This is a genomic window from Caballeronia sordidicola (assembly GCF_002220365.1).
GTDB classification, from domain to species: Bacteria; Pseudomonadota; Gammaproteobacteria; order Burkholderiales; family Burkholderiaceae; genus Caballeronia; species Caballeronia sordidicola_C.
In genome coordinates this window covers 20,405-39,143 of record NZ_MTHB01000042.1, presented here as the reverse complement: position 1 = coordinate 39,143, position 18,739 = coordinate 20,405, and the positions used below count along the sequence as shown (strand labels likewise).

Annotated in this window: 22 protein-coding genes; 10 read left to right on the top strand and 12 right to left on the bottom strand. The window is 56.6% G+C overall.

The annotated features are described in order from the left end of the window. A partial coding sequence (locus BSU04_RS07095) for a transposase (RefSeq protein ID WP_144021152.1) occupies positions 1 to 188 on the bottom strand: 188 nt, incomplete at its 3' end. A gap of 165 nt (positions 189 to 353) precedes the next feature. Between BSU04_RS07095 and BSU04_RS07090 the strand changes: the two genes are divergently transcribed. Further along, complete coding sequence (locus BSU04_RS07090; RefSeq protein WP_089159934.1) at positions 354 to 650, top strand: hypothetical protein; 297 nt, start codon at positions 354 to 356, stop codon at positions 648 to 650. Between the two features lie 329 nt (positions 651 to 979). Here the strand turns inward: BSU04_RS07090 and BSU04_RS45250 are convergent, their stop codons facing one another. Together BSU04_RS45250 and BSU04_RS07075 are read right to left on the bottom strand one after the other, a co-directional pair. After that, on the bottom strand, positions 980 to 1,633 hold the full coding sequence (locus BSU04_RS45250) for a hypothetical protein (RefSeq protein ID WP_144021151.1): 654 nt from the start codon (positions 1,631 to 1,633) through the stop codon (positions 980 to 982). 476 nt (positions 1,634 to 2,109) lie between these two features. Beyond that, positions 2,110 to 2,571 carry a hypothetical protein gene (locus BSU04_RS07075; protein ID WP_144021150.1) on the bottom strand — a complete coding sequence of 154 codons (462 nt, stop codon included), beginning with the start codon at positions 2,569 to 2,571 and terminating at the stop codon, positions 2,110 to 2,112. 446 nt (positions 2,572 to 3,017) lie between these two features. Between BSU04_RS07075 and BSU04_RS07070 the strand changes: the two genes are divergently transcribed. Then, positions 3,018 to 3,479, top strand: coding sequence for a response regulator (locus BSU04_RS07070; RefSeq protein ID WP_256982267.1), 462 nt, complete (start codon positions 3,018 to 3,020; stop codon positions 3,477 to 3,479). A gap of 98 nt (positions 3,480 to 3,577) precedes the next feature. Here BSU04_RS07070 and BSU04_RS07065 read toward each other — a convergent pair whose 3' ends face one another. The 4 genes from BSU04_RS07065 to BSU04_RS48735 form a co-directional block, all read right to left on the bottom strand. Beyond that, entirely contained in the window at positions 3,578 to 4,714 is a 1,137-nt protein-coding gene (locus BSU04_RS07065; protein ID WP_179258232.1) for a sensor histidine kinase, read from the bottom strand. Positions 4,715 to 4,879: 165 nt separating this feature from the next. After that, positions 4,880 to 5,143: a hypothetical protein gene (locus BSU04_RS45245; protein WP_144021149.1), complete on the bottom strand. Its 264-nt coding sequence runs from the start codon at positions 5,141 to 5,143 to the stop codon at positions 4,880 to 4,882. A gap of 1,083 nt (positions 5,144 to 6,226) precedes the next feature. After that, entirely contained in the window at positions 6,227 to 7,150 is a 924-nt protein-coding gene (locus BSU04_RS07055) for a serine hydrolase (protein ID WP_089159929.1), read from the bottom strand. After that, positions 7,044 to 7,301 (bottom strand): serine hydrolase, encoded by a 258-nt coding sequence (locus tag BSU04_RS48735; protein ID WP_179258230.1) that lies wholly within the window; start codon positions 7,299 to 7,301, stop codon positions 7,044 to 7,046. Before BSU04_RS48735 ends, BSU04_RS07055 begins: the two co-directional genes overlap by 107 nt. 444 nt (positions 7,302 to 7,745) lie before the next feature. On the opposite strand from BSU04_RS48735, the gene BSU04_RS07045 reads away from it, so the two are divergent. After that, positions 7,746 to 8,834 (top strand): ATP-dependent nuclease, encoded by a 1,089-nt coding sequence (locus BSU04_RS07045; protein WP_218827245.1) that lies wholly within the window; start codon positions 7,746 to 7,748, stop codon positions 8,832 to 8,834. Between the two features lie 123 nt (positions 8,835 to 8,957). Here BSU04_RS07045 and BSU04_RS07040 read toward each other — a convergent pair whose 3' ends face one another. Continuing rightward, positions 8,958 to 9,974, bottom strand: coding sequence for an IS5 family transposase (locus tag BSU04_RS07040; protein WP_089159927.1), 1,017 nt, complete (start codon positions 9,972 to 9,974; stop codon positions 8,958 to 8,960). Between the two features lie 215 nt (positions 9,975 to 10,189). Between BSU04_RS07040 and BSU04_RS07035 the strand changes: the two genes are divergently transcribed. From BSU04_RS07035 to BSU04_RS07015, 3 genes are all read left to right on the top strand, one after another. Then, entirely contained in the window at positions 10,190 to 10,867 is a 678-nt protein-coding gene (locus tag BSU04_RS07035; RefSeq protein WP_089159926.1) for a hypothetical protein, read from the top strand. A 137-nt stretch (positions 10,868 to 11,004) separates the two neighbouring features. After that, positions 11,005 to 11,415, top strand: a complete 411-nt coding sequence (locus tag BSU04_RS07030) for a hypothetical protein (protein WP_089159925.1) — start codon at positions 11,005 to 11,007, stop codon at positions 11,413 to 11,415. A 1,258-nt stretch (positions 11,416 to 12,673) separates the two neighbouring features. Further along, positions 12,674 to 12,853, top strand: coding sequence for a hypothetical protein (locus tag BSU04_RS07015; protein WP_144021148.1), 180 nt, complete (start codon positions 12,674 to 12,676; stop codon positions 12,851 to 12,853). Positions 12,854 to 13,072: 219 nt separating this feature from the next. Here the strand turns inward: BSU04_RS07015 and BSU04_RS45240 are convergent, their stop codons facing one another. Both BSU04_RS45240 and BSU04_RS07005 read right to left on the bottom strand, forming a co-directional pair. After that, positions 13,073 to 14,167: a hypothetical protein gene (locus tag BSU04_RS45240; protein ID WP_144021147.1), complete on the bottom strand. Its 1,095-nt coding sequence runs from the start codon at positions 14,165 to 14,167 to the stop codon at positions 13,073 to 13,075. A gap of 140 nt (positions 14,168 to 14,307) precedes the next feature. After that, positions 14,308 to 15,216, bottom strand: coding sequence for a DUF72 domain-containing protein (locus BSU04_RS07005; protein WP_089159922.1), 909 nt, complete (start codon positions 15,214 to 15,216; stop codon positions 14,308 to 14,310). 133 nt (positions 15,217 to 15,349) lie between these two features. On the opposite strand from BSU04_RS07005, the gene BSU04_RS07000 reads away from it, so the two are divergent. Next, positions 15,350 to 15,655: a helix-turn-helix domain-containing protein gene (locus BSU04_RS07000; RefSeq protein WP_306427174.1), complete on the top strand. Its 306-nt coding sequence runs from the start codon at positions 15,350 to 15,352 to the stop codon at positions 15,653 to 15,655. Then, a complete protein-coding gene (locus BSU04_RS46270; RefSeq protein ID WP_179258228.1) occupies positions 15,652 to 15,828 on the top strand; it encodes a hypothetical protein in 177 nt (58 codons plus the stop codon). The genes BSU04_RS07000 and BSU04_RS46270 overlap by 4 nt, the downstream gene beginning before the upstream one ends. Positions 15,829 to 16,078: 250 nt before the next feature. Here BSU04_RS46270 and BSU04_RS06990 read toward each other — a convergent pair whose 3' ends face one another. Then, positions 16,079 to 17,038 (bottom strand): IS5 family transposase, encoded by a 960-nt coding sequence (locus tag BSU04_RS06990; RefSeq protein ID WP_089159920.1) that lies wholly within the window; start codon positions 17,036 to 17,038, stop codon positions 16,079 to 16,081. 137 nt (positions 17,039 to 17,175) lie between these two features. On the opposite strand from BSU04_RS06990, the gene BSU04_RS46265 reads away from it, so the two are divergent. After that, a complete protein-coding gene (locus tag BSU04_RS46265; protein WP_179258229.1) occupies positions 17,176 to 17,313 on the top strand; it encodes a hypothetical protein in 138 nt (45 codons plus the stop codon). A gap of 205 nt (positions 17,314 to 17,518) precedes the next feature. Beyond that, on the top strand, positions 17,519 to 17,785 hold the full coding sequence (locus BSU04_RS06985) for a hypothetical protein (RefSeq protein ID WP_089159919.1): 267 nt from the start codon (positions 17,519 to 17,521) through the stop codon (positions 17,783 to 17,785). Between the two features lie 23 nt (positions 17,786 to 17,808). Here the strand turns inward: BSU04_RS06985 and BSU04_RS06980 are convergent, their stop codons facing one another. Beyond that, on the bottom strand, positions 17,809 to 18,567 hold the full coding sequence (locus BSU04_RS06980; RefSeq protein WP_089159918.1) for a hypothetical protein: 759 nt from the start codon (positions 18,565 to 18,567) through the stop codon (positions 17,809 to 17,811). Between the last annotated feature and the right edge of the window lie 172 nt (positions 18,568 to 18,739).

Sequence of the window (18,739 nt, the reverse complement as noted above, 5' to 3'; positions counted from 1 at the left end):
GCAGGGACGACGAGCTTGCCTTCACGATATTGCTTGCGCCATCCGAACACTACATTGGCGTTGATGTCGTGCCGGCGCGCAACAATCGACACCGACATGCCAGGCACCAACGTCTCTCTGATCACCTGCTGCTTGAATTTTCGCGCGTACGTGCGACGGGGATGGGCTGCGCCCCCTGCGTTCGACATGGCTGACTGGCTCCGTTGATCTGAACGCCCTCATCATGCTTTGGAAAAGTCAGCATGGCGAAACGGTCGGGCCGAGCCGCTTACGAATGCTGGCGCCCGCCCAACCCACCTGCGGAGCAAGCAAAGGCCTTCCGGATGGGATTCTCACTGGGGCTGGAGCCAGGCATGGCCGAGGCGTTGCGCACTTGGATTCCGCCGATCCGGCGCACCGCGCGGGTCACCCGCGCTATCTCCAAGGAAATCTCGAACGCTGGAAAGCGCACGCCTACTCGCAGTGAACAGACTCGAATTGCTCAGGTCGTTTCTGCGCGTGTCTTCGGCGCGTTTGCGCCTGATCGCGCGGTGAGTATCGCGCTGGGGGACGCGCCCGCGTGGTTGCAGATAGAGATGGGACGACCGGCGGTGATGGCCCTGTTGGCCAGCGCCGGCACAGACTTTAAGGTGTTGGCTGCAAAGGGATGAGGTGCGTGAGACGGGGCGCCGGCGAGCGAATATCTTTCCGCGTTTTGCATACCGAGTCGCACCGAACCCTTTCCCAGGAGGGTGAAGGATGCTGCGAATCTCACGTGTGTCTGCGCGCCTGTTGGCGCGGCTGTGGTGGGCGAAGACGGGACAGACGCGTCGCCCGGGCCTGGCTGCCGTGATGAGCGCTGATGGAGTACGTCAAGGGGCTAACGTGGGCGTTCTGTTTTCCGTTCCACTACGCCTCACGCACCGGATAAGGTCTTCCGGACTTCTGGCATACGGTTCGACCATTCTTGTCGGCATCGCTGCTCGCCGCGCGGCGTGGTCTAGACTTGCTGGTCGATCCATTCGTGCAATTCGGTCCAGCGTCGGCGGGTTAATCCGTTGCTCGCGATGTCGTGATCGAGCACGATCGAGCGTGCGGCGATTGCGGCACGTAGCTGAATGACGTCGTTGATGCCTGCATTAATCAGTATCGAACGGATACTAACTCTCAATCCTGCGAACGGTCCGAGCGCCGTCATTTCTCGCGTGAGGCCTGCCCTTGTGTGGTCGGCGAGTCGGTCTGCGACGGCGATCCAGGCGGCAGGGGTCGACACCATTTTGTAGAAAAACGGCATGCTTTTGCTCAGGTTTGGCGTCAGAAAACTTGGATCTTCGCCGCTGCGTTGTTTAATCAGCGCGCAGACGCTTTTAAACAAAGCCAATGAACCTGATCGAGGTGATGTCGTTTTGGCGAGTGGGTGTTCCAAGGCATTCAGCATCAGGGCGCGGAATGCCTGGATGTCGGCAAGTTGCCTACGTTGAGAACCTTCGCGCTCATGTCTGTTCTGAGTTGCGCGAGACGCTTGGATGCGCTGCGAGAGCGCTTGACACTCAGCGTCTCGCACAGCGCGCAGTGCTGCTTCGCGGTCTGCACGCGAGCGATAGCGGAGCGGGGGGTGTGATCCATTGGCTTCGGTATCGTTATCAATAGTCATCTGTAGTTTGGATTAGCGCACGACCTATAACGATTGGCACAGGGCTGCAGCGTAATGCTATCCCGATGAGAAAACCCGATTGGCGACTAAAGCAAGTCGAGCTGCTCGATATCGCGGGTAGCACTCATGACGATGGTTGAAGCGCGGTCAGCTGCGGATGCTGAGTTGCTTACCGGAGCAGGGGCGGCCCTAAGGTCGCCGGTCGCAATAAGGCACCATTCGGGGGAAAGTACGACGGCCGCGAACGCAACGCCTGGACTAATTTGAATCATGCGCGTCATAGTGTTTGCCGTTAGCGGAAGAGTAAGGCCGCTGTTATCGAAGCGATCAACATGGAGACCAAGCATATCGCGCGAAGTGTTGAACGTCGAGAACGCCGGCTCAAAGAACGATGTGTTGTATCGATCAAAGTTAGCTTTAACTGGGACGGAACGGCTAAACGTACTTTGTCGCCCCAGTCGTCAAACGTCCCCTGGCTAAATCAGCTTGCCTGCGAGCGCGGCGGCCACCTGCTTCATCTGTTCTTCCGAGACGCCCGACGCGCTGACCACGCCGTTGCGCCAGAGCTCCGATTCGCGAATAGCAAGCTGGGCCTTCAGAGGCTTGCGCGTGCACGCCATCGCAAGCAGTTTAAGCATCACCTCGAAACTCGGACCACGGTCGTTACCTGCTGGAGTGGCCTTCACGGCGCTCAATGCAGCCTCGGCCCGCGCGAGCCGCTTACGCAGCATCAAAGCTTCGCGCCTATCCGATTCTGCGGCGGAAGATGCCTGCTCTTGCTCGAGACGCAGCTGAGTCAGTACATGGCGAGCCTCGGATAACTCGGCGCGCAAAATCTGCATCTGGTGTGGCAGGCCATCATTTTTCGTTACTGTTACATTAATTGAGACAGCACGCTGTCGCTGCCGGTAAGCGGCCTGCCGCTGCGCGTTGGTCATCGCATCCGGATTTCGTGGCCGGCCACGACCGCGCTTGGCTTCCTGATTGCTTGCTTGAGCCGTCTCATTATTCGTAACGTTACGCATATTGACCTCGGGGCGAGGTTTCTATTTTCCGTTATTTATAACGAATATTCAATGCGCAAGTTGAGCGTCTTATCTGGAGAGCACGGCTGCCCGAGGACGGCTAACAGAGCGCTCAGATCCATTCATACCGCGCGTGTCGGGCGACAATTCTTGACCGATGTGTTTTTGTGAGCGCAGAGGGTGCATCGAGTGGCCGTGTGTCTGGCAGGCGTGACCGCCTCTTGTCGGCCAACTCCGGTCATTCGACATCGCAGGATAGATTGTCGACAACCTCCGCGCTTCAAGCCGCTCCCAACCTACTTGAGGTTGGAATGATTTATGAAAACCTCGGGAAATAGTTCGCCGCGGATTGTTCAAGGATGTTGCTATTTATTAGCCTCTGTCTTGAACAAAAACCCGACGCGGCACGCGGGATGCGTATTGGTCTTTATCCCGGAGATCAAATGCATTCAAATCTCAGCAAAATCGCCTCGCATCCATGGACTAAGCGCAGCTTTGACCTTGGCGGCATACAACTACGAGTTCTGGTGGTCGACGACAATCACAATGCGGCCGAAGCAATGGCGGCCTTTCTATCCTTCGAAAGCATGGCATGCCGTGTGGCTTTCGGCGGACTGGAAGCCATCACGATCGGCGTCCAGGCCGCTCTAGCACTGCGGCAGAATAAGCACATCAGTGGTATCGCGACCGTCGCTTTTACTGCATTAGATGAAGCAAAGGTCTGCCGACATCTCGCGGACCAGGAATTCGACGGCTATTTTCAGAAGGGCCAATCGCCAGCCAATTTGCTCACCCTCGTCGTGACTTTCGCACACGCGTAGTCACCGGCTTCGAACGATGGTCCGATCGTGAAGCCGCTGGGCATCGCGGGTGACGTCCGAGGCGTCAAACTCACTGCATCGAATGTTGGACGTCGCGTTCATCGACCTGTCATTGCATATCGAGGTAGGCTGATAGTAAAGACGCACCCAGTGTCAGGAATATTGCGTACGGTGAGAGCACCGTCGCTGGACTCAACGCCACGCCGCGCGATCGAAAGACCTAGCCGGAGGCCTGACTTGTCCGCACTGTCTAGCGTGAACGGTAGAAACATTTTCTCTGCGTCACCCGCTCGAAGTCCACCGCAATGATCCGTTACATCGATCAGGACGCGATCGGCGACCGCGTAGGCGTTCAATGTCACCTCGGTGTGGCTATGTGTGAATGCAAAAGCGTTTTGCAGCAAATTCCCAACGGCCGAATAAAGCAAATCACGATCGCCGCTGACGGCCAGTTCACCATCGACAGGCGAAACCGTCAAAACACAACCGCGAACCTGAGCCGCAAGGTCTGCAGCGTATTTGACTTCCGCGATGAACTCAGCAACTGAAAACATTTGGGATTGGACGGGCTTTCCCGCCGCAACCCGAACTTCTGCCAGCGACTGATCGATCATATCGCGCAGCCCCGTTAAACTGCGTTCTAGTACTGATCCCGTGGCACCGTTTACATTTAGATTGCCGGTTTTGACTGCGGCAAACGCAAGCGCTGCTTTGCTGAGAAGGTTACGCAACTCTTGGGCGAAAAATCCCTGCTGCTGCTTCGCCTCGCGAGCGTGTTCTTCTTCGAGCGCGTCATCGCGCTGGTAGCTAAACTCTGTCACTGCATCTGCAATCGCGTTATCTAAGCAGCGATTGAGCGTCCGGAACTCATCTACCTCAAACGGCGCGTCACGCTCGTACGCGAGATCCGTTATCGCCTGGCATAAGTCGCCATAATCGTGAACCACTTGGTCAACCGAAAAACCGAGTTTCAAAAGCTCGCGTCCGTGTTGGGCGGCAGTTGCTCCGACTTCAGACCGCGTTGCTGCACCGTTGGAGGGCCCCGAAATCTTGCGGCCTTCCATTGGCTCGTCCGTTTGTTCGACTCGGAGCGTTCGAATGATCTGCTCCAAGAATAGCGGCACGCCATTTTGAAGTTGCTGCGCGGTTGCAGCCCGTGCGGGCCTTTGCGCCACCTTCGCTCTACACCGCTCTATCAGAGCTTGACGGTTGTTCGCCAGAAACTCATGCATCATTGCAACACCTCCTCATTTCATTGCGCCAACGGGACGCAGACCGGAGCGCCGACGAGGGCGTTGTGTTTGCGAGTGAAAGCTGGTCGTATCTTCATCGGAGCCGCTCTCCGTGTATTGGGGAACGAGAGAAAGCTCGCACCTTATTGTTCCCGATGCATCGGGTGTTCATCCACGATCGTAAGATCTAAGTTCACTAAGCAGCAGATCTGCGCGCAGCTTCTGAGAGGAAAGCAAAGTAATCTCGTTAATCACAGCATTGATTCGATCGATCCAGTACTGTCGGCCCATCCCCTGATTACGGGCAGTACGTCCGAGTTTTGCTGTTCGACGAATCATTTTTTCGAGATGGTCAAGGATCGGGTCAGCGTTTCGTGCCGGTTGTAATTCCATACGCGGGCATATCTCCGACTGTTTTGATGCACTCGTCATTGGTCGTTCCTACGAATTCAAAGATACCCTTCACGCATTTGTCGTTCCCAATGCCGCGATAGGTGGAATTCAGATGCCAACCAAGAGCATCTTGCGAATCATCCGTGTTTTTTACTCGGATAAAGGCTTTTAGGCGGCGAGAACTTTAGGTCTGTGGATGAGCCGCAGGTATTGACTTCGGCGAAGTTGGAAGGCAATTCAACCTCCGGCTAGAAGTTGCAGGTTGATATCGAAGTATTGTGAAATGCGCTCGGCGGCAATAGTGGTCCGGAGCATTCCGCGCGCCGGTCTGAGTTCTGTGGTCAGGTCTGCAGCCAGTGAATGCGCGTCCGCTCTGGAGAAATCCGAAAGTCCGGAAGGGGTCGACTCCGGCAGCTCATCGTCGGATCCGACAAGACCATGACCGCTCGCTCGTGGCCTTGTCGGCCCTCTCCATCTGCCGGGAGAACGACAGCAGCGACATTCTTGTAAGTAGGCCGTTGAACGGCGAATGTCGGGGGATAGGACGATAAATTCAGTTCTCGGCCGTGATTGTTGCGCACGTCGTCGTGGATCGCGCGTGCGAGTGGCGATAACATGTGCCTACCTCATCGCGTCACCTTCGCCGGAGTCTGAATCAAATATGCCACCTTCAAGACAGTCGATCAGCCCAGCGGCGCGAACCCACCTACTTTGCTATTTAGTGACGAGTGCGCTCGCATCGCACGCTTTGACGAAAACTTGGCGCGTTGACCACGTCGTCGAATCGGCACGCATCTGGCTGGCGAGGAACATGATGTCGGCGAGCTGGCTTGACCGAGTGATGCTTGGACAAATGGCGCTAAAGTTGTCTGGCCAGCACTTGGCCGCTTCACGCGCAGTGCGTCAATCGGATGCGCTTACGCTATTTACGAACGAGTTGACGCTGAACTACCAAAGCCCGCTCGTCGGGCAAATCTGGCAAAGGTGCAGCGATTCGCTGAAGGCCGGCTCTTACCGGGCAGGCGTATAGCGGCAAGCAGCGGTCGTTAGGCTGGTTTCCTTAGGAAGGAAACAACAAGCTGGCGTCTGGTCGCGCTTGAGGCCGGTCAAGCGGTAACTCTCTCACCCGATCTTCGGCGCGGGGAAATCCTCGCCATGCTGATGTAGCGTCAATGAGCCGACCACACCGTGGTCATCGACATTAAACGTGACCTGGGCGTCAAACTTTGCAAAGAAATCGCGATCGCTTTCGGGGAAGATATCGAGCGCGTTCTGGCCAGTGGCCTGCGCAATCAAATGATGATCTGCGTCGATCACGGTGATCACGAAGCCCGGGCGCAATTCATAACGGCCGGCATAAGATTGCAGCAGGGCCAGGTCGATCGGAACGATCACCCGTGCCTTTTTCAGCAGCATGTCCGGATTCAAAAGATGATGCGCGATGTCGCCGACCTCGACCGCCGCGTTGGACAGCAAGACCACACCTACGCGCGCGCGACGGTAGAACAACAGTATCGAACGATAACCCGCCGTGCCGCCGTCGTGGCCGAACAGTTCATCGTCGCTCATCGCCTTCGCGCCCCAGCCGAGCGCGATGTCTTTATCGCCTACGCGTTGACGGAGCGTCAGTGTGTCCTGAATCGCGTCATCCAGAGCGGATTTTCGCTGTCCTAAAATCGTCTCCAGTAAGGTCAGCTGATCGTTCACGGTCGAACGCAAAGCGCCTGCGCCCGCGAAGGGTGACGGGCCGAGATTCCATCCTGGCACTGGCTTCATCGCGGCATCGTGTCCGGGCACGAGGCGGCTGCTCATGGAACTGGACAGCCTGATCGACGTGCTGTCCAGACCCAGCGGGCCCGTGATGCGCTCGCGGATCAGCGTCTCATAGTCCTTGCCTGCACGGCACGTTAGTGCGTGGCCCAGCAGGCCGACGCCGAAATTAGAATATTCCTCGATGGCGCCGATATCGCGCGAGTTCATGTGACGATAGGAATCGGTAAAGCGCGTCAACAGTGTAATGCCGATAAGGATCGGGATCGTCGTCATTGAAGTTGTCCGGCATTCTCGGAAGGCCGGACGAATGTGTGGAGAGATGCAGCAGCGTGATCGTCTGGCCGCCGCGTTGAGGCACGACTACACCGCTAGGGAGGAGATCCTGCACCGGTTCGTCGAATCTTGCTTTGGCCCGTCCTGCCATGTCAGCGAGAAGGAGCGCGTGTACACACCTTGGTGATGGAACCGATCTCGAACACGGAGCCGCCATCGGGGATGCCTGCGTTGTCTGCGCTGTGACGGCCATGGCTCAAGATGCGGTGTCGGCCGTTATCGATCATGCCGATCACGATGCGGGGTCCGGGGATCAATGGAACAGTTATGGGATTCTTCCGATAACTGTTCCATTGCTCCCCAGACCCTGAGACGGTGGCAAAGTCCTGGAAGAATGCCCGACAGGCAACGGCCAGCTTGATTTGCCGACCGCACGCAAGCGAAGCCCGCAGGCCTAGCTCGTGGGAATCCAGGCCGTGGGAGGCTCGATGCGAAGCAGGACAGCGCAGCCGGCCATTCCGCTGGGCATGTCCATATCCCACCCGGGATAGAATGAAGCATTTATAACAAGTTAATTGAGGGGCGGGGCTAAAAGGTGATTGCAAACACGGATGACGTGGCGCAACGTTGGCCGCTTGGAGTTAGGATTCAACTGCTTGGTGAAACCGCAACTGAAGGGGTTGTAACGATTCGACCCGGTATCACTACATTAGTCGGCCCGAACGGTAGCGGCAAGACTCGCGCCTTACGGGCCATAAAGACTGCGCTGGATGCTACAAATTACATCAGCATTCATGGCCGGAAAACTCACTTCCTCGCAGCCGGACGCAGCAGTCCCCTTGAAAATTTTCGTGCTGCACTCCTCAACCCAGGTTCAATCGAGCAATCCGATGCGGCAGTCGGTCATATTCTTCACCAAAAGAACTGGTGGAATTTTGAGAGCGTCACAGGTAGCCTCCTAGCGCTCGACAGTCGCGCCGATCTACGCCTAAAAATTGAAGCACGCCTCCAGCAGCTATTTGATCGAAGCGTACAACTTTCGTGGTCACAAAACGGACTCAACATCCGACTCTCGGCGATGTCTGGCGGCGAGTCCTATGCGGCCAATCATGAAGCGAGTGGCATCCTTCAACTCGTAGCACTGCTCGCGGCGATCCACAATGACGAGATTGGTGCGCTTCTAATCGACGAACCCGAGATTTCGCTGCACCCCCAGCATCAAGCTTTTCTGCTCGAAGAAATGGAACGGGTCGCTGGAGATCCGTCAGACCATGCGCGAAAGGTGATCGTGATTGCGACCCATTCGGCATCGCTGCTCCCCCTGCGTAAGCTGAGCGAACTACCCTTTATTTCGTTCTTCAACTCAGCACGTCAACCGCCGACGCAAGTTCCCGATGATGCAGACATCCTCAAACGATACAAGTTAGCAGCGTTGGTCGCTCGACTCAGCACCACGCACCGCATGGCGATGTTTGCTGAACGTGTACTGTTGGTCGAGGGACCCAGCGACGAGATCATCGCAACGCAGCTTGCGCGCTCCCTCGACCTGAGGTTGCTTGCGCGTAACGCACAAATTCTGCCAGTCACCGGCAAGGGGGAATTTGTTGAAGCAGCAAAACTATTTCGCTTGATGAATAAGCATATTGCGGTACTCGCGGATCTCGATGCCCTAGGGAAACGCTGAACAAAGCAGCATCGTGCAACGCTATTCGCACGATGCAGATTCTTTCGTGAACCAGCAGCGGATTTGGCTAGCAGCCGCTGAGAATTTTCACTTCTGTGGGGCTTTCGCCCCCGTTTTTGCGCGCTATGCCGCCTCGCAGACGGAGTTCTCCATTGATTGCAGCAACGCTTTTTTTGCAATCACCAAATTGCCAAGCGCAAACAACGCATCGTACTGCGCACCGTTTTTAGCCAGGCCCCGGTAGCGAGCCTTCTTCTGGTTGAACAGGTTCTTCACCACATGAAACGGATGTTCGACCCGCGCCCGGATTTGCGCTTTGACCTTTTCCAGGGCCTGCGTCAACTGCTTCAGCGGCCCTTCGGCCATGCCCTTGAGCTTGGCACGCTTCATCGCCACCGACCATTGCACTTGCGTCTTGATGGCACCGTCGCCTTGCGCCTTCACTATCTCTTCGCGCTTGTGCACCCCCGTGTAACCCGCATCGAGAAACACGTGACTCTCTTGACCATGCAGCACCTCATGGGTGTGTGCCACATCAGACTCGTTGGCCGCCGTGTAGTGCGTGCTGTGCACCAGGCCCGACTCAGCGTCAACGCCCACGTGTGCCTTCATGCCGTGGTACCACTGATTACGCTTTTTCGTTTGATGCATCTCAGGGTCGCGCGCCTTGTCGCGATTCTTCGTCGAGGTCGGCGCGTTGATCAAGGTGGCGTCCACCATCGTCCCCTCGCGCATCATCAGCCCGCGCTCGCGCAAGTGCGCGTTGATTTCCTCCAGCAGCACAGCAGTCAGCTTGTGCGCTTCCAGCAGCCGGCGAAACTTCAGCACCGTGGTCGCGTCCGGCGCCTCCTCATGTCCCAGATCGATACCGACAAATTGCCGGACGGCCGCGCTATCGCTCACCGCATCTTCCAGCCCCTCGTCGGACAATGCGTACCATTGCTGCACAAAGTACAGCCGCAGCATGCGCTCCAGCCCAATGGGCGGACGCCCCCTCGTGCCCTTCGGGTAGTAGGGCTCCAATGCCCCCAACAAGCGCGACCACGGCACGACTTGCTCCATCTCGCCCAGGAATTTCTCGCGCCGCGTAACCCGCTTCTTGCCTTTGTGTTCTGCACTCGAAAAACTGATTTGTCGCATCCGCATCGCTCCGTCGTCGTTCCAGCTCTAACAACGCTTCACTACGCCACAGCGTTTACAAACGCGTCGGTTAAATCAGTGTTTCCCTAGCAGACGACAACGGGCTTGTTCGTAGTTTCAGTGAACTGCCTCAAGCCACCGCAATCGCCGATCGACTCGGCCGAACGAGCCTAGCGGATCTCGACAATGACTTACGGACCGCTTTGGAAACGTTCATGTCCAAACATCAATCCGCAGTTGATGCGGCAGCCGCACTCTATCCCGATTGGTCGAGCAAACAGTCGAGTGCGCTTGCTAAGCGAAGGGTAACGCTGGCGCGGTTGCTAACTAAGCCAGAAAGCTTCGGTGATGCTGCGGCTGATGCGGCAAGCCTGTTCACTCGATATAACGCGTTACTTGGCGCGCTCGCCGAGCTCGGGTGTTTTTTCTTGCGACGAGGTGCTGTCGAAAATTATTATCGAACAGGCACACTAGGCCTCGCTAAACCCGAGCTTGCTGCCGAGGAAGCTGCCGGGTTCGAGGCGATCAGCATCGAGGATTTGAAGCGGGATTATGAAAACATCATTGAGGCCCTTTCGCATATCGCACCGAACCAACGTGTCGATGAAGATCAATTGTTACGCCCTAAACTCGGCGCGGCTTTGACAGCAGCATTTTTAGGTATGGACCTCGGAAGCTCGGACGAACAGCTAAATACGCTCGCCAGGACGACGATCGGCACCGACGCTGAAGTTTTCAAATTATTTAATGGTTCGACGCAGGATGATCTACGCATCAAGGTGCAGATAGCTTCGCCGCTATTCCAGCGTAACGCCTTTCCCTTCGAGGTTAGCAATAGCGACAATCTCAATATCGTTGTCCCTACCAAGCTGCCGGGCCTCAAAAAGGGATAGCCTGTCGGTCCCATGCTGAGACGCATAGGCGAAGCGGCAGCAGTGTTCGTTTCATCGCTGCACGCATTACCGGACGAACTGAAGGCGGCGCACGCTGATGCCGACCTCGCAAAAAACGAACCGAGAGGGAACGGCCTTTGAATATTGTCTCGATTGATCCGGTCGGCGGCTTGCTGCCGCTGGCTGTGTCCTTGCTCTACCTGCCGCGCACCGTGCATTCGTTGGGGTGGTTCTACGGCGCGGTCTTCGGACTGTCGATGGTGATCTCGACGCATTTCTCATACTGCGACAGCAGCGCTGTGCACGTCGCCCCGGGCACCATTTTGCTGTGCGTGGCCCTTTGGCTGCCCAGGGCACGCGGGCGAAACTTGGAAGTGCCAGCCACGGCCATCTTCACTCTGGCATTCATCGCAGGCTTTCCTGTCGACGTTTACCTTGGTTATGTCTGCCACGCGGCGGTCGGGACGGCGCGGGTCGGGGGCGCCGGTCTGTCCGATGGACTGATTGTCGGGCCGGCGAGTCTGGCGGCCGTTGTTGATGTTCGTTAATTATGCTAATCATGTCCACAGCTTGCGCTAATGAAAGGTAGCGCTGCAGCCCCGCGCAGCGGGTCGCAACGGGGAGTTCAATGCCTTTTCGGGCGTTGCGTTTCAGCAACGGGCGCACAACCGGGTGTCCGTTAATTTTGCTAGCGCGTTCGTCGTGTCCTTTAATTCCGCTAATGCGTTCGACGAAGGTCGATTAGGAGCGGGAATGGCGGATCCGAACGAAGCGGCTATCCGCTCTGCATCGTTCAATTCGTTCTGAGCGCGAGCGGGGGGCTAACCGGCGAGATATCCACGCTACTGAACAACGCCGTTGAGTTATCGATTCGCAATGGCGACGAGTTCATCGGCATCACGCACCTTGAGCATGTCTGCCGAACCGCGCAGTAGCCCGGATCCGTGGCCGATTGCTCCGAGACCATTCTATGAAGAAGCCTTCGGAAGCTGGTTAGACCGCGTCGCGGGGCGGTATCAAGTGAGCGTTCGGACACTATGGGAGAGCAGCACCTTGGAGGAGCTACCCGCTCTCGGGACTGCCGGATGGATCCTTTTCCCTTCGATTTCACAGTCGGCGCTCCAGCGGTTCGCGACGCTCGCGCGTCTTGATGACGATAGGTTGAGCCACATCCAGATGTTGAAGTCCTTTGAAACTGCTAATCGTGTCCATAGATTACGCTAATGTAAAGCTGTAGCTTGGCCCCGCGAAATAAGGCATGGCAGCGGTTTTGCATACCTTTCTAGGCGTTGCGTTTCAGCAACGCACGCACGCTCGGATGTCCGTTGATTTTGCTAACGCGTTTGGCGTGTCCGCTGATTCGGCTAATGCGGTTGTACAGGAGCGCAATAGGTGCATTCGCCTAAGGCGGCAGCAAGTACAAATACCGGAGGTCTTTTCTTTAATCTTCGGAAGGTGCCCATCTTACTGCGCAGATCAAAAGCGCCATACTGTATGGCACCTTGTGTGTCACTTCGACGGCCTTCAACATCCCCCTTATGTAGATGTTGGTCAGCGCGGCGTCGTCCTGCGCTTAGTCAGTCGTGCGGGCAGCGAGTTCGTGTTGTGGTAGAACAGCTGCGCTAGCAGAATCAATGGGCACGATTAGCGCTTCAAAGGACATCATTAGCGGAATTTGCGAACTTCAACAACTTCTCTTGAATATCCACAAATATTGAGGGATGTGGGCCGGGGCGAATAAACTTTTGAAGCTACACGGTTTTAGGTTCTCGCATTCGCGGGGCCATGACCTGGAGCATCAAACGCATGTTCACCCTCGCCATTGTTTCCGCCGTCGTCGCCGTGACGGTCCTCGCCTACGTCAGGCGTAATAGTGTTTCGCTTTGGATTGCGGTCCTGTTCGCCTGGGGCAACGCGATTCCCTTCATGGAGGCGCAGTTCGCCGTGCTTGCGCATAGCGCCTGGTCGTCGTGGCTCGGCGCATGATGGGCAGCGGCTAAGCCCTGTGCCGGCGCGCGGGCCACCAGGAGTGCGCGTCGGTATTTCCGGAAGCAGCAATGACCACTCCTGGCGCCACAGCGTCTTGTCCAAGTGTTTGCATTGGGGTGCGGGCATTGCGCTGTCCCTGATCTTCGAAATTTTCAATCTACATACCGTAGAGTGTTACTGCCTCAGTGGTCCCAGCATGACCTATATCCTTATCAGCTACTGGGTCTTAGGACTACTTTTCGCCTCGGCCCCCGAAGCTACCACCGGATCGGGTTTCGGAGCGCGTAATTGTTTAATCAAATCGAGCGTTAAGGCATCCAGCTTTTCAACGCGGGCATTGTTCGCCGCCCTTAGTTCCTTGGCCTCCGCATCAAGCGCGGTCTCCCGCGCATGTAGGTGTTGTTCCTCGTTTGACGTCATGCCCATGGCTACGTACAAAACGACAAGGGCGAGAACAGTCGGGAGCAGCCAAGCGATCTGAGAAGACTTCTGCACAACGTCATTCCAAGTCACCTTTTTCGTGGGTGATTGCGGCTCAACCGGATCGCCGTCGCTAGGAGTAATCAAGGCCTTTTCAAAATCAGGGCTTGGATAAATCGCAACATCCTTTTGACCGCTAGAAGGCATGCCGATACTGTCATCGAACGCTGTTGGAACACCCGCTTCCAGGAACGACATAACTAACTCGGGCTTGTCGGAGAAAAATTTAAGAAACGATCCAATTCCTAGAATGGAAACATCAAAAAGAAGACTGCCATAGCGCAAGTTATCGATAGTGAACTCGAAAGCCATCTCCGGAGTGCCGCTCCCGACACCATCTTTCGACTCAACGGTTCGCGCTTCTCTATATGCCGTAGCTTGTTTTATTAGAGAACCGCAAAAATTCCGCCGAAACGATGTTTCCCAACTGCCCGGGTCCACCTCAGACGTCGCGTCCAATCCATATGTGGAGAGAATGTCGCGCCAGAAGCTGAAACGGGCACTCCTGTCCTCTACCCGCGAATCGCGCATCCCCCGTTCTGGTGGCGGATAGTTTGACGAGTCACTCACCACGGGCCACTCGTCTGTCGGACCTGACTGAGCCCAGTCCGCTGGCGGAGCTACTCGAGGGTCGTTCGTCCCGCTCCGGACCGGTGTAGGAGCTTCTTTAGGTCCCATTTCGGCACGAATTCTTACTGTGAAATAATAAAGTTGGCGCGCCTGCAATTGACGTAGCTGGGCGCCTATCTCGATCCGGTTCTCGGGTTCCAAAGACGGCGGCTTGGATCCAAGGCTACTGGATGGTTCTGGATCTTGTGTAGGTGACGACATTTTTTCTCCGTCCGGTCTGATTGTTTTTCCTTTCTCAAGCGCCCGTGGTACTCGCAACAACATACGTTATGCGTCGGGTCAGGTGGAAAGCGGCGGCTGGGCCCCGACTGTCCGGCCGTCCCCTTGCTAGGCGTCGTCGGTCATGGTGGGATCGCGTTGGCTCCGAAAATACGCATTAAGGTTTTCGCATTACGCTGCCCTTGATCTTCGTAATTGTTGTTGAATACCACGTGGGTTCGCTCGACGCTCTTCGAAATCGCTAGGATCTGTGCCGCGAGTCCGCCAAGCTCCTCTTCGTTGTAGTCGTAGTTAAAGCGGGACGACGCCGACGCCGCGCCCTTAATGTTCCATGTTTCATGGTTTCGACCGTGTAGCCTGATGAGCGCGAGCTTGGGGCTTGTTACCTCCCAGATCGCGGGAATGGAGTTCGCAGACGTATTGGGTTCGTCCACGACTACATTCACAAAGCCTCGTTGTCGCTCCATTGCGAGGGTCGACTCGCGTGCCTTCTCGGAGAACCACGATTTGTGCCGGAACTCGGCTGCGAGCGTGAAACCGTCCATCACGTCGGCGCAGTGCTCGACGTGCGCGCGCCCGTCGTCGTTATTCACCACCCATGGTGCAAACTGAAAATGGACCGCACCGAGCTTGCCCGAACGCCGAAGCGGCTCGATCGCGTCGATGTATCGGCGCCAAAGCTCACGAAGAATCTCCCCGGGCGTGTCTTTGTAGTAGAGGTTCTTTTTGTCGCTGGGCGGAAGCGCGGCTCGTATGTCCTTGGGCAATTTCGTTCGATCGGTCTGATGCCCGGTGAAGAGACGGAACGCTTTTATGTTGAACGTGAAATGTTCCGGCGTGCGCTCGACCCAGATGACTGAATTCGATCCGCTAGGCATCGCATAGTAGCTGGAGTCGACTTCAACTAATGGGAACTGGGTGGCATAGAAGCGTAGCCGCGCCTCGGCGCTGGTGCAGCCTGGTGGGTAGAAGCGTTTGCTCGCGATTAGCGTGGGGTCTGTCCAGCTTGCCGTTCCAACAGCGATGGTCATCGGCGTTCTCCGCTTCAGGTGAGAGGATTTTACGACCGACGAGCACACGACGTGCCGCCGGCGCAGCGACGCGGGAGCCTCGCGCTCGCTCGCAGACTCAACTGGTGTCTCCTTATCGGTTTCACAATGAGATATGATAATGCAACATCCATGTTGCTTTTTGTGCGAACTGATGAAAGAAAACAAAGTGCTTTTCGGTGAAGACGCGCAAGCGTTGCGCAAAAAGGCTGGGATGACTCAGACCCAGCTCGCGGAGCGATGGGGCCTTACCCGGCAACAGATCGGCAGATACGAGAAAGTGGGTCAAGCGGTGCCAGCGAAAGAAGCTGACGCGTACCGAGGGTTGGGGATGCGGACGATGGCGCCTCTCCCGAAGCGCCATGCCCAAGCCCAGACAAGGGAAGAACCGTCGCGTGCGGCGCAAGGGAGAGCCAGGTGATCATCAGGATTGAAGTTTCGGATGCGGAACTCGAAGAAATGGAATGCGCCTCGCTCGAAGAGTTTGAGGAAGAGATCCGCAACCAACTCGATAACGGCGTCGTGACCAGCGATGGTGGTGCGGGTTCCGACTGGATCGCGGAGTACGAACTCGAAGTCGTCAAGGTCGACTGACCACTGGCCGGAAAAGCAAACCATGTATAAATTGACCCCATCACTCGCACTGAGGGCTGCGATTAACGTGCTACGTGACTCAGCCGAGTCGCGCAAAATGCCATCAGGCGAGCCGCTAAGTGACGCCATTGTGCAACTGCATTTGGACGCGGCGGATACACTCGAAAAGTCGTTGGTCGACCTTCGGGGCCACGAGGGCGTTGTTGCAAAAATCGACAGTTCAGGCGGGCGTACACCCGCGATTCTAAATTCATGAAATACGCGCGGACTGCGGGCGTGCAAGTGTGACCATGTGGTTGATGATGCCAACACGGATGGCGACCTCCGTCGCTTGTGAACCAATGCAGCGCGCCGATAGACAATTCCCCGTGAGCGTTTTAAACCGGTACATCGTATTTTCGATCAGCGAACGTCGATGGTAGCCACTGTGCTTCTTCCATTCGTCCCGGCCGTCTCGCGCAATTCCGTTGATCGCTTCATTTCGCCAGCTTGCTCCGGGCGTACCCTCAGGCCAAGGCTTCGCCCCCTCGCGTGGCGGAATCGACGGCGTAGCGCTGCGCCCGTCAATCACCTTATGGCACTGCTTTGTATCGTAGGCACCGTCACCGCCTACCGTATCGATGGGTTCATCGGTAGGAATCTGCGCCAACAAACCCGGCAATGCACTTGCGTCGTCGACGTCCTGATGCGTCATCAGCGCCGCGCGTATCTGGCCCGTCTTCACGTCCAGCCCAAGATGGACCTTACGCCAGGTCCGCCGCTTGGAGTAGCCGTGCTTGCGCACCTTCCATTCGCCTTCACCAAAGACCTTCACGCCCGTACTATCGATAACCAGATGAATCGGGTCGCCGCTCGACATCTCGGGCAACGTGACCTGAAGCTCCTGTGAACGGCGGCTTAGCGTCGTATAGTTGGGCACCGGCAGGTCCCCAAATGCGAGTTTGCGAAGACTTTGCACAAAGCCCTGAGCAGCCCGAAGCGTCAAATGATAAACGTGCTTGAGCGTGAGCACGGCCTGAATCACTGGGTCGGAGTAGACCTGCGGCCTGCCGCGCTTGACAGGTCTCGTCTCGCTCCCGCTCGTGAATGCGCTCTCGTCGATCCACATGGTCAAGCTGCCTCGTGCGATCAGCCCTGCGTTGTACTCCGTCCAGTTCCTGACTCGATATACGCCTTTAGGCTCGCGGCTCTTGCGTTTGTCCTTGCGCATCTTCCCGCCAAATATCGAGAATCTACGCAATTCCTCCGCGAGTTAACAGAGGCAGCTCCACGACCGTTGCGCGTAAACGTCACCCCCTGCAGCGATCGCTTTTTGCAACAACGCCGGCCACGAGTAGGAAAGGACTTATGAATCTCATCGCTGTTGCTCGCCGTTGGCGCGAAGAAAATGGCTATGTCGGCCGGGGTGGCGTGATCGTGCTGTTCGAAGGAGTAGACCGCTGCTGCTTGCGAAAGCGGTTCGTTTTGACAACCGTGCTGCCGTGAAGAGGCGCTTTATAACGTGTCATTTCCTCATCGCGAAAGCACATACGTGAGACTGGGACCAGTCGAGGCCTACGCAGCCCTTCACCTTCGCACGATGGTGGTACTGAATAGTGCCGTCATCCTCTCACTGCACTCGGCTCACCGGTCACGCGCTCCAGAGGCGCTCCTATCATTGCGAGAGGGCGATCAGATCTCGACTCCTGAGTTGGAATTCGTCCTGCCGGGGATTTCGAGTGTGCAGTGGCGATTTTTTGAATCCATCGAAGACGACGAATTCCGCCTTAGCGCGGTTACAGACGATGTTGTCGTGACCTTGTCGATGAAACGCGGGCACATCGAGTCCCGGTTCCTCGGAGAGGGCCGTCTGCGTGGCACGGCCGCACGACTTATCGTGACGATCGAAAACGGACACCGCGGACGGACATCCCCGTCGGCCGACGATTGGTTGGCCACCGGCGAAGGCGAGGACTGATTCCATTAGGTCGAGCGTGTACGTCAACGAATCGTAAGCGGTTCGCGCCAAGTGGAGCACCGCGTCAGCGCCAGGAAATCCGATTCCGGATACACAATCACCCGCCGGACGCATTCCGCTGGAATAGGATGAACGCTTTGATCTTCGTGCTCGACGCGTTCACTCGTTTGATAGCCGTGACTGATCAGGAAACGGCGAACGATCTTGAAAACAAGCCCGCCATGCTGAGCGAGCGAGGCAATTGGCACGCTTGCCTCGACAATGCATGGCGTCCCAATTCTGCGAATGATGGGTGAAGTTTCTGGATCCCTTTCGTGGGAGTTATAGAGCGCCTCGCCACCCCAGTTCCGGAAGAATCGACCGACTCCATTTTCACCGGCCAAATGGGGCGGAAAGAAGCAGAACCAAAGCCTGCTTGCGCGATTGCTGTCATTGGCCTGATTTTTCACAACTAGTCGCAGGGCAATATCTCGCGGTATCTCACCCGTTCCTTCCAGCATAGCGATGCGCCGACCTAACATCGCACCATCAGGCAATTGCATGCCGCGGTGCTTGATGTGCCCTATTTCGGCATCAGTAAGACGCGTGCAATGCCACCCGGTGATCGCGTACGAATCGAGCATATTTCTTAAGGCGTACATCGCGTTGTCGTACGAGGGCGCGCTCACCGAGCCGGGTGAAATCTCCCAATTGAGCAAGAGTTTGCGATACTTTTCTAGCTGCTGCCGCAGCTCGGTCGGCCACGCTTCCGGGTGGTTCACAGGGAACTGTTCGCGCGACATCGTGGGCCTCCATTGTTCCGGCGATTCATGTTACCCGAAGACGAGAGAGTGCACGATTTTGAGGGGAGTGCGGAGGCCGACGATCTATCCATAGGCAATTCAAGTGAGGACCGTGCATACATCCCGGTACACCCTCGTAGGCTGGGGTTGGGTCGGTTGACGACAGGCGTAC